11 protein-coding genes are annotated in these 13,761 nt (G+C 71.3%); 4 read left to right on the top strand and 7 right to left on the bottom strand.

Going from position 1 to position 13,761, the window contains the following annotated elements:
• Positions 1–188: 188 nt before the first annotated feature.
• Positions 189–1,310 (bottom strand): DUF4419 domain-containing protein, encoded by a 1,122-nt coding sequence (locus WMF36_RS10330; RefSeq protein ID WP_437579439.1) that lies wholly within the window; start codon positions 1,308–1,310, stop codon positions 189–191.
• A gap of 428 nt (positions 1,311–1,738) precedes the next feature.
• On the opposite strand from WMF36_RS10330, the gene WMF36_RS10335 reads away from it, so the two are divergent.
• Complete coding sequence (locus WMF36_RS10335) at positions 1,739–2,485, top strand: Bax inhibitor-1/YccA family protein (protein WP_437579440.1); 747 nt, start codon at positions 1,739–1,741, stop codon at positions 2,483–2,485.
• A 133-nt stretch (positions 2,486–2,618) separates the two neighbouring features.
• A complete protein-coding gene (locus WMF36_RS10340) occupies positions 2,619–3,014 on the top strand; it encodes a cupredoxin domain-containing protein (protein ID WP_437579441.1) in 396 nt (131 codons plus the stop codon).
• A gap of 43 nt (positions 3,015–3,057) precedes the next feature.
• Here WMF36_RS10340 and WMF36_RS10345 read toward each other — a convergent pair whose 3' ends face one another.
• Positions 3,058–3,564, bottom strand: coding sequence for a hypothetical protein (locus WMF36_RS10345; protein ID WP_437579442.1), 507 nt, complete (start codon positions 3,562–3,564; stop codon positions 3,058–3,060).
• Positions 3,565–3,926: 362 nt separating this feature from the next.
• Here WMF36_RS10345 and rplC point away from each other — a divergent pair, with 362 nt between their 5' ends.
• Positions 3,927–4,628 carry a 50S ribosomal protein L3 gene (gene rplC / locus WMF36_RS10350; protein WP_437579443.1) on the top strand — a complete coding sequence of 234 codons (702 nt, stop codon included), beginning with the start codon at positions 3,927–3,929 and terminating at the stop codon, positions 4,626–4,628.
• A 77-nt stretch (positions 4,629–4,705) separates the two neighbouring features.
• The gene (locus tag WMF36_RS10355) at positions 4,706–5,323 is read left to right on the top strand and encodes an SAM-dependent methyltransferase (RefSeq protein WP_437579444.1); all 618 of its coding nucleotides are present in this window, start codon (positions 4,706–4,708) and stop codon (positions 5,321–5,323) included.
• A gap of 18 nt (positions 5,324–5,341) precedes the next feature.
• Here the strand turns inward: WMF36_RS10355 and WMF36_RS10360 are convergent, their stop codons facing one another.
• The 5 genes from WMF36_RS10360 to WMF36_RS10380 form a co-directional block, all read right to left on the bottom strand.
• Complete coding sequence (locus tag WMF36_RS10360; RefSeq protein ID WP_437579445.1) at positions 5,342–6,526, bottom strand: acyl-CoA dehydrogenase family protein; 1,185 nt, start codon at positions 6,524–6,526, stop codon at positions 5,342–5,344.
• A gap of 92 nt (positions 6,527–6,618) precedes the next feature.
• Positions 6,619–8,556: a L,D-transpeptidase family protein gene (locus WMF36_RS10365; protein WP_437579446.1), complete on the bottom strand. Its 1,938-nt coding sequence runs from the start codon at positions 8,554–8,556 to the stop codon at positions 6,619–6,621.
• Positions 8,557–8,757: 201 nt separating this feature from the next.
• Positions 8,758–10,656 (bottom strand): SUMF1/EgtB/PvdO family nonheme iron enzyme, encoded by a 1,899-nt coding sequence (locus WMF36_RS10370; RefSeq protein WP_437579447.1) that lies wholly within the window; start codon positions 10,654–10,656, stop codon positions 8,758–8,760.
• 608 nt (positions 10,657–11,264) lie between these two features.
• On the bottom strand, positions 11,265–12,059 hold the full coding sequence (locus WMF36_RS10375; RefSeq protein WP_437579448.1) for a creatininase family protein: 795 nt from the start codon (positions 12,057–12,059) through the stop codon (positions 11,265–11,267).
• Between the two features lie 3 nt (positions 12,060–12,062).
• Positions 12,063–13,760, bottom strand: coding sequence for a benzoate-CoA ligase family protein (locus tag WMF36_RS10380; RefSeq protein ID WP_437579449.1), 1,698 nt, complete (start codon positions 13,758–13,760; stop codon positions 12,063–12,065).
• Position 13,761: the final 1 nt, after the last annotated feature.

The raw sequence follows: 13,761 nt of genomic DNA on the forward strand, positions 1-13,761 counted from the left end.
CCGTGTCGAGCGTGATGAACGGCGCATGGCGTCGCCCCGTCGCGAGCGCCCTATCCTAGGTCACGGTGAGCCGGCCGTCCATGCCGAACCGCTCGCCGCGTCCTTCCGCGTGGCGCGCGGTCCGTTGCCATGCGCCATGCGCATGGCGCATGCGCGGGCGGCATGCGCGGGCGGCATGCGTGGGCGGCTCAGGAGGCCGCGGCGGGGCGCTCGGCGATCGACTCGGCTGCTTGGTGCACGACGGCCCACGCGAACTCGGGGAGGAGCGCGAGCGAGTGCGGGTCCTGCGTGACGCCGATCAGGCCGCTGATGAACTCCATGCGGTGCGCGCGGCGGCCCCGGTCGACGAAGCGCAGCTGGGCGCTCGTCAGCCCGGGCGGCAGCTCGGAGAGCCCGGGCCCCTGCGGGTTGCCCAGCCCTGCGAGCGCGTCGCTGCGGGCCTCCGCCTTCAGCCATCGCTCGTGCCAGGTCTCGATATAGGGGTTCGGGGCGAAGTAGTCGTTGGGCCAGGCGCGCAGGTAAGGAAACAACACGTGGATCCACCCGGTGATCTCGTCCGCCGGGGGCTCGCACCTGAAGAAGGCGCGCCAGAACGCCCTGTCGGCGCGCCCCTCGGACGAGGCGGCGATCTGGTCGAGCACGGGCAGGAGGGCGCGCGTCCAGCGCTCCTGCCCGACGGCGCCGAGCATCGCCACGCGCTGGCGCACCCAGCGCCAGTCATCGGAGGTGCCGAGCAGGTACACGCGCGGAATGCCGCGCTGCGGGCGCGCGAGATCGCCCGGAGACGGCGGCTCCCAGTCGAAGTGCGGCGCGAGCGGGGTCGCCACCGTGAGCTCCGACGACACCCGCTCGACAGGACCCGTGGTGGAGAAATTGCTTGCCACGAGATCCCGCAACGGGCCGACCCGCGCCGAAACCTGCCTGGAAAAGTCCGGAAACAATGCGGGCCACGGGTTCACCTCGCCGAGGGTGAAGTCCGGCCGCTCGACGACGAGCTCGAAGGGGTGATCTTCGGCGAGGAAGCGGCGCCGTTGCTCGTTGTTCGCGGCGAGGTGGAGCGTGAAGCCGCGCGCCAGGCAGAACCAGACCACGTCCGGCGAGATCACGAGGGGATAGCGCCGGGTGAAGGCGGTATAGGCCGCCTGGACGAGCGGGTGCAGGTCCGTTCGTCCCACGAGCGGCAGCCGGTGCCGGTAGGTGGCCTCGATCGGCGCGACCAGCAGGCTTTGCACGGCAGCTTCGCTGTCGAACCCCGGCAAGGGCGCCGTCGCTGGCTCGACCTCCGCGACGGCGATCGTCGTAACGTTCATGACCCCTCGTCCTCCTGGCCCGGCGCGACGCCGTCGTGATCTGGCGCTGTCCTTTGTCCTTCCGTACACGAGCGTGCTGCGCGCGACAACCGGACGGGTCGAGCGGCCCATGTCGTCGGCGCAGCATGAAACCAAGGCGAAGCGTCCTCGGAGGCGCGTGATGCGAAGGCCGCGCGATGGCCGGTGGCCTCGCGGACCCGACACCCCGCCGGGGCGCCCCTCGTGCGAGGTCCGCCTCGGGCCGGCGGCGCGCCGTTCACGCCCCGCCGCCGCTCGCGTCGCGCGCGGTGCCTGAGGGTGTGTGATTTTTCGTGGATGGCGGACATTTTTGGGGCCTCACCGCGGCGGTGTTGCACGTCCGTGGCGAATGGTGCACGACTAGACGATCGCGCAGCCGCGGCGATCACCTTGAAGGAGGAGCGCAGCAGATGAGTTCACGCCAGGCGGGGTCGTACGTGGCGGGGGCACCGGCCAACCCGAAAGCGGCGCTGCGGATCGACTTCCTCAAGAAGGTGTATGGGCTCTTCACGGCGAGCCTGGTCGTGTCCTCCCTGGGCGCCATGTGTGCGCTGTACATCGGGGCGCCGGACGCGGACGAGGTGGCCCCGGGGCGCGCGATGCCGCCGGTGGTCGAGCTCTTCGCGGATCACCCGATCCTCTCGATGGGCGTCGTGTTCGGCGTGATGTTCGGCGCCCGCGCCGTGCGCCGCATCCCCGGCGTCAACGTCCTCGCGCTCTTCGGGATGGCGGCCCTCCTCGGCGTCACCACGGCGCCTGCGCTCTACATGGCCCAGGTCGCCGCGGGCCTCGGCGGCACCCTGTCGTCGGCCCCGGTGCGGGACACCTTCATCCTGACGGTCCTCACGTTCGGCAGCCTCACGCTCGGTGTCTTCCTCTCGAAGGAGGACCTGTCGTTCCTGGCCAGCGGGCTGGTGATGGGCGCCATGGTCGTCCTCGGCGCCATGCTGCTCAACGTCCTGCTCGGGAGCACGCTCCTCGGACTGGCCATCTCCAGCGTGTCGGTCCTCGTGTTCGGGGGATACGTCCTCTACAACACGTCGCGCCTGCTCCACTCGGACGACGACGACCCTGTCGGCGGCGCGCTCGACCTCTATCTCAACTTCATCAATCTCTTCTCGTCGATTCTGCAGATCCTCTCGGGCCGCCACGTCTGACCGGCCGTCGTCGCGGCGCGCCCGCCTGCGCCTGATCGTGCGTACCCGGGGCCCGGGCCTCGAGCGCGCCCCGGGCGGACGCCGGGGAGGGCGGCTTGACGTCCCTTTTCCGCTGGGTAAGAACGCGCGGACCATGGGTCGTCCGCTCCTCCTCGCCGCGCTTGCCCTCTCCCTGTCGCCGCTCGCCGGCGTCGCTTGCAGCAAGCCCGTCGAGGAGACGAAGGTGGTGGCGGCCGCCGAGCTCGCCGCGCCGGCGAACGTCAAGCGCGTCGACATCGCCGTCAACGACAGCGGCTTCTCCCCGTCGACCATCGAGCTGAAGAAGGGGGAGCCGGTGGTGCTGCGCTTCACCCGGACGACGAAGAGCGAGTGTCTGAAGGCGATCGCGATTCCGGATCTGAAGATCGAGAAGGACCTGCCGCTGAACACGCAGGTCGAGGTGGCCGTCACCCCCGAGAAGGAAGGGAAGATGGTGCTTCAGTGCTGGATGGCGATGGTCAAGGCGACCATCAACGTGGTCGGCTCGTGACGCGGCCGCGCCCTCGTCCGGGGCGCGGCGCCGCGCGGAACCGTCAGAGGATGAGCCAGAGCTCGGCGTCGTAGCGCCTCGCGCCGCCGCCCGCGTCCCGCGCGGCGCGGCGCGGCCCGGAGGCGGGCGCCTCGGCGCGGCCCGGCTCGCCGGGGGAGCCGGCCTCCCGCGCCGCCGGCGCGCCGGTGTGGGTCAGGTCGATGCCCGAGGCGGCGCAGCGGGCCACGGCGAAGCGGAGCATCTCGCGCACGTCGCTCGCGGCGAGCATGCCCCTCGTCCGGTGGCGGGCGAACGCGGCCGCGCGCTCCACGCACGCGACGCAGGGCGCCGACTCCGACCTGAACCTGAAGAGCAGCGTCCCCTCGGGCCATCCGAGCCATGTCGCCTCGATGCTCACCACGACGAACTCGCCGTCACGGACCACCTGTGTGCCGGCCACGCCCGCGCCGTCCTCGCCGGCGCCGGGCCCGCCGCCTCTCAGCAGAAACCAGTAACGTTCCATGAGGCGCTCGACGTCGCGCGGCTCACCGTGAGCGATGATGTCTGTCATCCACGACCTCCGACGTCGGAATTTGAGGCCTGCTTCCCGGTTCGGCGATGCCGCGGAGAGTCAGGAAATGTCCGTCGAGACGGACAATGTCCGGGTGGCCTCTGTTGTGTGAGAATGTGATAAATCTCACGAGAGACGCGGATGCGTGATCCAGGTCACGTCAGAAGCGGAAACTTTCGCTTCCCTTTGGGTTTGCCGTGGGTAAGCTCTGCGCCCCCCAACGCACCCGGCGGGCGACCGCCCCGGTTCTTCGCTCCGAACCGGCTCGTACAGAGGCGTGCCGAGGGGATCACGCTCGCGGCGCGCTGCGCGCGCGGAGCCAGTCCGAGCCACCCCAGACGGAGCGAAGAGGCAATCGCATCATGAATCAGCATCCCGGCATCATCGGCAAGAAGATCGGCATGACGCAGATCTTCAGCGAGACGGGCGAGGTCCTGCGCTGCACGGTCGTGCAGGCGGGCTGCGTCGTCATCGGCAAGCGCACGCTCGAGAAGGACGGCTACAGCGCCCTCATCCTCGGCCTCGGCGAGCGGGCGGAGCGGCACACGACGAAGCCGCTCGCCGGCGCCTTCAAGAAGGCGGGGCAGACGCCGAAGCGCATCGTGCGCGAGCTGCGCTGCAGCCCCGAGCACGCGGCGAAGTACGAGCTCGGGCAGACGCTCAAGGTCGACGAGATCTTCGAGGTCGGCCAGCGCGTGGACGCGCAGGGCCGCTCGCGCGGCCGCGGCTTCAGCGGCGTCATCCGCCGGTGGAGCTTCGCCGGCGCGGTCAGCTCGCACGGTACCCACGAGTACTTCCGCCACGGCGGCTCGATCGGTACGAACATGACCCCCGGCCGCACGCTGCCCGGCCTGAAGATGCCCGGCCACTACGGCGACGAGACGGTGAGCGCGCTCAACCTCAAGATCGCGAAGCTCCTCCCCGAGGACAACCTCATCCTCATCGAGGGCCCCGTCCCCGGCCCGAAGAACCAGGTGGTCACGATCCGTGGCGCCGTGAAGAAGCGCGGCGGCAAGGGTCTCCCCAAGCCGGTGCAGCCGACCGGCAAGAAGAAGGCCGGCTGAGCCCCGTCCGCTCGGCGGGACGCGCGCGCCGCTGAGCGAGCGCGCGCGTCCCGCCGGCGGAGCCCTCCGGTCCTCCCGTGCCGCCGAAGTCCAGGAACCCGTACCAGCGCCCCGACGCCTTCACGAAGGCGGCGAAGGCGCAGGGCTACCCTGCGCGCAGCGTCTTCAAGCTCGAGGAGATCGATCGCCGGGTGCGGCTGCTCCGCCCCGGCCAGCGCGTGCTCGACCTGGGCGCGGCGCCCGGCTCGTGGTCGATGTACGCGGCGCAGCGGATCGGCGCGGCGGGCAAGCTGCTCGCGGTCGATCTCTCGCCGATCACCGCGGCGCTCGGCCCGCAGGCGACGGTGGTGCAGGGGGACGCCCTGTCGCTGACGAACGAGGCGCTGGCGCAGTTCGCGCCGTACGACGTGGTGCTGTCGGACATGGCGCCCGCGACGAGCGGCAGCAAGATCGCCGACCAGGCCCGGAGCTACGAGCTGTTCATGCGCGCCGTGGCCGTGGCCGAGGCGCTGCTCGCGCCGGGCGGCGCGTTCGTCGGCAAGATCTTCATGAGCGAGGACTTCGTGAAGGCCCGGGACGCGCTGCGGAACCTGTGCGAGGAGGTCCGGAGCATCCGGCCCGAGGGGACGCGGTCGAACAGCGTGGAGCTCTTCCTGGTGGGGTTGCGGCGGAAGGCGCCGGGGAAGACGGGATAGACGCGCGGGGCTACCCCCTCAGAACGCGCTGTGCCCCGTGATCGCGTTCCCGAGGATCAGGCAGTGCACCTCGTCGGTGCCCTCGTACGTGTACACGCTCTCCAGGTTGAGCATGTGCCGGACGACCGGGTAATCGAGCAGGATCCCGTTGGCGCCGAGCACGCTCCGCGCGGTCCGCGCGATCTTGAGCGCCCAGGCCACGTTGTTCCGCTTGCACAGGGAGACCTGCACCGGGCTGATCCCGCCGGCGTCCTTCTGCCGCGCGAAGTGCAGCGCCATGATCTGCCCCTTCGCGATCTCGGTCGCCATCTCCACGAGCTCCGCCTGGATGAGCTGCCGCGACGCGATCGGCTGGCCGAACTGGACGCGCTCGCGCGCATAGGAGACGGCGGTCTCGTAGCAGGCGCGCGCGGCGCCGAGCGCGCCCCACGCGATCCCGAAGCGCGCCTGCGTCAGGCAGCCGAGCGGGCCCTTCAGGCCGACCACCCCCGGCAGCAGGTTCTCCTCCGGGACGCGCACCTCGTTCAGGACGATCTCGCCGGTCGGGCTCGCGCGCAGGCTCATCTTGCCGTGGATGAGCGGCGTCTCCAGCCCCTTCATCCCTCGCTCCACCACGAAGCCGCGGATCGACTCGGCCCCTCCGTCATCCACCTTGGCCCACACCACGCAGAGGTGCGCGATCGGCGCGCTCGTGATCCACATCTTCGTGCCCGTGAGCACATAAGAGCTCCCGTCCTTCCGGGCGCGCGTCTTCATCGAGCTCGGGTCCGAGCCGCTGTCGGGCTCCGTCAGGCCGAAGCAGCCGATCAGCTCGGCGGCGGCCATCCCCGGCAGCCAGCGCTGCTTCTGCTCCTCGGAGCCGTATTTCCAGATCGGATACATCGCGAGAGAGCCCTGGACGCTGACGAAGCTGCGCAGGCCGCTGTCGCCGTACTCGAGCTCCTGCAGCGCGAGGCCGTAAGCGACCGAGTTCATGCCGGCGCAGCCGTAGCCGGTCAGCGAGCCGCCGAGCAGGCCGAGCGCGGCGATCTCGGGGATGAGGTCGGTCGCGAACTCCTCCCGGGCGAACAGGCTCGCGGCGCGCGGCAGGTACCGCTCGCGCACGAAGCGACGGACGGCGTCGCGGATCATGCGCTCCTCGTCGGAGAGCAGCGGATCGATCGCCATGAGCTGATCGAGCGAGACGGGCTCCTGCGTGGCCATGGAGCAAGCGTGTAGCGTGCCTTCGAACGGCGCGGAAGACGGAAGGGGCACAGCGCCGGCGAGCGCCGCGGCTCACGGGCGGATGGGCCGGCTCACGGACGGATGGAGACGAGCGTGCCCTTCCGCAGCGAGAGCGCGCCGTGCCAGTCGGCCGGCACCTCGGGGGTCGTCCACTCGAACAGCCAGGCGGCGTCGAGCGGCGAGAGGTTCACGCAGCCATGGCTGCGCGCGGTGCCGAAATCGTCGTGCCAGTAGGCGGCGTGGAACGCGAAGCCCCCGGTGAAGTACTGGACGAACGGCACGTCGCGGAAATCGAACGGATCCTCCTCCTCCTCGTCGCCATCCATCGTGACCGTGACGTGCTTCGTGTGGATGCGGAACAGGCCCTGGATCGTCGAGCGCGTCGTCTCGGGGTCGCCGAGGCCGTCCGCCCCGGTCGAGACAAGGGTCACGTAGACAGGGCGGGTGCCCTCGTACGCGACGAGGCTCTGCTGGTGGATGGAGACGTCGATCCACTTGCGCCCGCGCACCGCCCACGCGGGCGTCCTGGGGAGCGGGTCGACGCGCACGAGGTCGTCGGCGCGGACGAGCGAGCCGTCCCGCGCCTCGAGGTAATCGATGCCGCCGACGCGCCGGGAGGCGCCGGACAGCGGGAGCGCCTCGCGAAAGCGGAGCGGGGTGCGGGTGAGGCCGCCGCGCTCGCCCGGGACGAGGCGCACGGCGTGGCGGCGCCGGGAGAAGGCGACGGGCAGGGGGACGTCCTCCGGGAGCAGGAGCCCGGAGAAGGCGCTCGGCCGGATGACGCGGGTGCGGTCGAGCGGCAGGGCGGCGAGGTCGGTGGTCAGGCCGAAGCGGCGCCCGTCGTGCTCGAAGGTCGAGAGCAGCGCGAAGCCGGAGCGCGTCCGGGCGCGGCCCAGGACGAGCGCGTCGGGCGCACGGCGGTCGCCGGCGAGCCCGGGCGCCGGACGGCCGTAGAGCAGGACCGAGGGGGTCGCGTCGAGGGGCGGCGGCGCGACGAAGTCCGGCGCGCGCGCGGCGGTCGCGGCGCGGAGCAGGTGCGCGGCGAGATCGGGCTCGGCGCCGCGCTGCTCATCCTCGCTCGGCAGGCGCGCATAGAGCGGCGGGGTGGGGGAGCGCGACATCACGTACGTGTAGGGCAGCCCGCCGAGCAGAGCTGTGGTGTCGCGCGCCTCCGGCGCGGTATCGCCCGCCTGCATGGCGCCTGGCGCGATATCGCCCGTCTGGATAGCGGCGGGCGCGGTATCGCCCGTCTGGATAGCGGCGGGCGCGGTATCGCCCGTCTGGATAGCGGCGGGCGCGGTATCACCCGTCTGGATAGCAGCCGGCGCGATATCGCCCGTCTGGATAGCCGCCGGTGCGACCTCGCCGCGGACGTCCGGTGAGGCGGGCGAAGCGAACCGGCGGACAGGACGGCGCGACGAGGCCTCGACCGCGAGGTCGTGAATGTTGAGCGTCGCGCTGGCGCCGATGCAGACATAGCCGTTCGGCTCGATGCGGTACCAGCCCCCGGCGCACGACTCTCTGCCGGACGGGTCCGGCCGGCGCGCGACCACGGCGCCGGCGCGCAGGTACCCGATGCGCCGGCCGGTCCAGCGCGGCTCGGCGAAGATCCACGTCTCCCGGGCGATGCTCGCGAGCTCGTGGACCTCCTCGGCCACCGTCGGCGAGGTGACCGGGGGCGGATCCAGCTCGGGCAGCTTGTCGGATCCGTCATCGACGAGCTCCGGCGGCAGCGCCGGCAAGGCGAGCGGGTCGCCGCCCGGCGCCGCGGCGTCCGCGGGCGGCGGCGTCACCACGGCGCCCGCGCCGGTCAGCGCGGCGTCCTCCGCGGCGGCGGAGGGCGCCGGGGCAGCGACGGCGGGCACCGCCACGGCGAGCGGCGCGGTGACAGCGGACGCCGGCGCAGGCGCCTGGGAGGCCGCCGTCGGCTCGGAGGCAGGGCGCGGGCAGCTCGCGCTCAGCGTCGAGAGCGCAATCGCTGGCAGCAGGAGAAAGCCTCTCACGCGCATGGAGCGCGCGTATCAGGAGGCGCGGGCGAGGGCCAAGTTCAAGAGGGGAGCCACGAGCGCGCGCGGGGCCGCGAGCGAGCGCCTATCGGCGGAGGCGCTCGCCTGGCGCTCCAGGGCGGCCGGCGGCGGGGATACGGGCGGTGGCGGGGGTGAGGGCGCGGCGGACCCGCGCCCGGAGGGCCTCAGCTCACAGATCTCAGCTCACAGATCGCGCGCGCACATGGCCGTGACGTAGTAGCGGCGCGAGTTGCTCGCGTAGGAGACCTGGTAGTCCGTCGTCTGCTTGAACCCGGCGGCCAGGAAGCTGCCGCCATGCATGAAGCGCGCGACGGAGTTGTTGTCGAGCCGCGAGCAGTTGTTGCAGGGCGTGAGCAGCTGATAGATATCCGATCCGTCGCGGGTGGCCTTGTACGCATTGCCGGCCAGGTCCAGGTGGCCCCACCGCCCGGCGCCGTTCGGGAACTTGCCGACGTCGGTGAGGTCCGTGTGGCTGCACGGGTAGAGCGAGGGATACGACGTCTTGCAGGAGCCAGCGACGCTCCCGTCGCCCTGGCAGCACCACGAGGCGTCGTCGATCTCGATGTCCTCGACGCTCGTGCCGCCCCAGGGATAGATGCGCTGCTGGTTGCCGCCGGCAGACACGTAGTTGATCTCCGCCTGGGTCGGCATCCGGCCGCCGTCCCACGCGCAGAACCCGAACAGCTCGTACCACGTCGCGCAGACGATCGGCTTGTGCTCCTTGCCTCCCGGGGTGTCGCTCCAGGACGGCCAGCCGTACGGATCGCAGATGAGCGCCGACTTGAGACCGCTCGTGTCGGCCGCGAGCCGCGAGTTCCACGACGGGTCCCAGCCGCTGTTCGGGATCTTCGGGTGGGCGCCCGCTCCGACGGCCGGCGGGTTGGCCTGCGTCGGGCCGCCGGTCCGCTCCAGGTACTGCCGGAAGCGCCCCACCGTGACCGTGTACTTGTCGAGATAGAAGTCGCTGACCGTGGCCGGCAGGCCCGCGTTGTTGAGCCGGTTGAACGTGCCCCCGGGGACCGGAAGCGTCGAGCAGCAGTCATCGCTCCCGTTCACGCCGCAGTTCTCGCCGGCGCCCGGCGTGTTGCTGGCGCAGCTGATCGGCAGACCAGGCACGCCGCCGCCTCCGCCGCCTGCGCCGCCGGCGCCACCCGAGCCGCCGGCGCCGCCCGAGCCGCCGGCGCCCCCGGAGCCCGACGTGGAGACGCTGGTCGTGGTCGTGGTGGAGCTCGAGCTCGAGGCGGTCGTGGTGCTCGTGGTGGAGCTGGCGCTGGTGCTCGAGGCCGACGTGGAGCTGGCGCTGGTGCTCGAAGCCGACGTGGAGCTGGCACTGGTGCTCGAAGCCGACGTGGAGCTGGTCGTCGAGGTGGCCGATCCGGAGCCCGTCGCGCTGTCGTAACAGACATAGAGGTCCGGTCGCTTCGCCTTCGCGTCTTCCGGCATCTCGCTCGTCCTGATGTGAGTGCGGCCCGAGGACTGCCTCAGCATCATCCCGTGGTTCGGATAGACACCGTTCACCCAGCTCTGCACGAGCCCGGTGACGCTGAACGTGCGGTGGAGGTTGTAAACAGCGGCGGTGCTCGTGCTGGGAGAGAAGCTGGCCTCGATCGTGGAGTTGAATGCCGTCGAGAGACCGCTCCACATACCCGAGGCGTCGGCCTCGCCCCAGGTCCATGTCGGGCTGGACCCGGCGGGCCGCTCCACCCGGTGTACGTTGACCACCTCGGGACCGCCGGAGCCGATGTAGAGGGTGACGTCCGCCGAGACGATGGTGGCGTTGGGGGGGATCGAGGAGAGGTCGAACTGCAGCAAGGAACGCTGAGCGTACGCGGTGCCGTTGCTGAGGCGCACGCCGGCATACATGTCGGTGCCGTTGTGCGAGGCGCCGCTCTCCTCATAGATCAAGATGTCTTTGACGACGCTCGTCCCGACGCCGCGCTGGATATGTACACAGACCGTCGCCGCCTGCTGCGCCTCACCGAGCAGCTCGCTGCCCGCGTCCTCTGGGCCGACGCACCCGGCGAGCGCCGCGCCGGAGGCGGCGGCGAACGAGGCAAAGAGCAGATGCCGAGACCCTCTCACGATCGTCCGATTCCTCATGATGCTCTCCGATCCGCGTCGTCGGGCGAGCTGCGCCCGCGAGGCCCCATGTGATGCCGTCGCGCAGGAGCGCCAGAGAGCGCGCCTGCCAAAGCCAACTTCTGCCTGCGCGCCGTAAAGCATCACCTTCAACAGGTCAGCCGTCGGATCGTTCTGGCGTCGAAACAGCGCGCGAGGAAAACGATACCTTTTTACGTCTTTGATCTGAAGCCGTCAATTGTGAATCGATGTTTGCTACCAAAAACCTGTTGAGACGAATCGTGGTGTCGGGACAAAACTAAACAGTATCGCCCGAACCCCTCGCGGATGTCGAGCGCCGCGGAGGCACTTTCGGCGATGTCGCTCACGTTCTCCTCAACCTCCTCAATCGCCTCGGCTTCTGCTCAGCTCGCCGGTGCCACGTGGGTGGCATGCGTGGGTTGATGGCGGATTTTGCCGCTCCAGAGCGACCGGGAGCGGGCGGCGTAGGAGCAGAGAGGCCGGACTCCACCTACCTGACTGCCTGTTTGCCTACCTGCCGGCTCACGGCTCACGGCTCACGGCTCAGATTGCCTGTCGGCCGGTCTGTTGCCTGAGCTGTCGCGCCCTATCTACCGGTTGCCTTGTGCGGGCGCGGGATCGTGGCCGGCGGCCGTGGAGAGGCCCTCTTCGACCTCCGTGACGATCATCGTCGCGAGGAGATCGAGCAGCGCGCGGCCCTCGTCCTCGGAGGCCTCGCGCGGAGCGCCGGTGTAGGCGGCGTCCATACCCAGCTCGCGGAAGCTCTTCACCCCTGCTTTGATGCCTTCTGCCAGGCTCAGATCGAGATCCGGCAGGTCCCGGGCGATGTCGTCCCGGACGAGCGCGGGGGCCGCGGCGAGGACGAGCGATGTCTCGTAACGGCCAGCGTGGCAGGCGCCGCTCCGGAACTCGGCGGAGAGCGTCCTCGCCCAGCGGCGCGCGAGCGGGCAGGCCACCGACGCGCGACCCGGGGGCAGGCCGCTCGCGGCGGCGCGCACCGCGCGGTCGTGCTCCGGCTCGAGGTGGTTGTTGATGAAGCAGACGTGCGCCAGGCCGGCCGACAGGTAGGCCTCCGCGACCGCGCGCAGGAAGGCGGTGAGCGCGGGCGCCGGGATCGAGATCGCTCCCGCGAAGCCCGCCGCGAAGTCGGTCACGCCGTAGCCGACGGGCGGCGCGAGGAGCGCGGCGACGCCCCGCTCCCACAGCCGGCGGCCCGCCCGCTCGGCCGCAGCCTCGCCGATGAGCGTGTCCGTCCCGAGCGGCAGGTGCGGGCCGTGCGGCTCCACCGACCCGACCGGCACGAGCGCGACGCACGGGGCGCCGGCCGACAGGAGCGCGGCGAGCTCCGCCGTCGTCAGCTCGGCGAGGCGCGGCGCGGCCTGCATGCGCTACTGGCCCGCCGGGTCCTCGCCGGCGGCCTCGCGCTGCCGGAGGGCCTTGCGATCGACCTTTCCGCGGTCGTTCCTGGGGACGTCATCGACGAAGACGACCCATCGCGGATACTTGTGCTTGCTCAGCCGGTCCTTCACGAACGCCTTGAGCTCCGCGGCGAGCTCGGCCCGCCCCGCCTCGGTGGCGACGCGGCCGCGCGCGTCGTCGCGGACCACGATGAACGCCTTCGGCTTCACGAGGCCCGCCTCCTCGGCGCCGATCACCGCGGCGAGGCTGACGGCGGGGTGCTCGGTCAGGCACTCCTCCACCTCGACCGGCGCGACCCAGACGCCGCCCACCTTGAGCAGCTCGTCGGCGCGCCCGCTGAACCAGAGGTAGCCCTCGGCATCCATGCGGAAGAGATCCCCGGTGCGGCACCAGTGGCCGTGGAAGGTGCTCCAGCTCTTCTCGCGATCCTGGAAGTAGCCGAGCGCGACCGAGTCGCCCTTCACCCACATCACGCCGGTCTCGCCCGGCGCGAGCTCCGGCGCGCCCGGACCGACAGCGTCCGACGAGAGGATCTTGATCGTGTAGCCCTCCACGGCGCGGCCGAGCGACCCCGGGCGCACGTCGCCGGGGCGGTTCGTGCAGTAGATATGGAACATCTCGGCGGAGCCGATGCCGTCGTAGACGTCGGCGTGGAACCGCGCGCGGAAGCGCTCGAGGAGCGCGGACGGCAGCGCCTCGCCCGCGGAGAGGTGGAAGCGGACGCTGGAGAGGTCGAGGCGCGGCTCGCCGCGCGCCGCGCGGGCGTCGTCGTGCTCGAGCAGCTTGCCCATCATCGTCGGGACGTTCGTGACGACGGTGGGGCGGTAGCGCTCGATGTACCGCGCGAGCGACTCCGGCGTCGGCCGCTCGACGAAGAGGCCGGCGGTCGCGCCGACGGCGAACGGGAACATGAGGTTGGTGCCCGTGGCGTAGCCGAAGAAGAGGCGCGGCACCGAGACGGTGATGTCCTCCTCGCGGTAGCCCACGGTCGCCTTGGCGTAACACTCGGTGTTGAAGGCGAAATCGCGGTGCGTGTGGACCGCCGCCTTGCTCCTGCCGGTCGAGCCGGACGTGAACAGCCAGAGGGCGATGTCGTCGCGCCGCGTGGGGCGGGGGCCGATCGGGGCGCTCCGCGGCACGAGCGCGGTGCGCCCTTGCGCGAGGGCGTTGCGGAGCGAGATGCACCTCAACCGATCGAGGGCCGGCGAGGCGGGGAGGTCGGCCTCGAGGTCGCCGCCGGTCGGGACCTCCGGCACAAGCACGAGCGTCCGGAGGTCCGCGGCGGCGAGCGCGTCCTGGATCGACTCGGCCACACGCGGGATCGTGACGACCGCCGCGGCCCGCGTGTACTCGACGAGGTACGCGAGATCGGCGGCGGGCGCCTCGGGGTTGCCCAGCGCCACGACGGCGCCGTGGTGCAGCGCCGCGAAGAACGCCCAGACGAACGCGGGGGAGTCGTGCAGGACGATGAGCACCCGCTGCTCGGGCGCGACGTCCTCGACCGCGAGGTGCGCGCGGAGCCGGCGGACCTGCCCGGCGACGTCGGCGTAGGTGTGCCGCTGATCGCCGAAGAGCAGGGCGACCTTGTCGCCGAGCCCTTCGCGCAGCCGATCGAACAGGTAGTAGTCGGCGAGGTTGAACTCTTCAGGAAATGTCGGTGCGTCCATG

The sequence above is a fragment of the Sorangium sp. So ce887 genome, from assembly GCF_051521455.1.
Classification (GTDB): domain Bacteria; phylum Myxococcota_A; class Polyangia; order Polyangiales; family Polyangiaceae; genus Sorangium.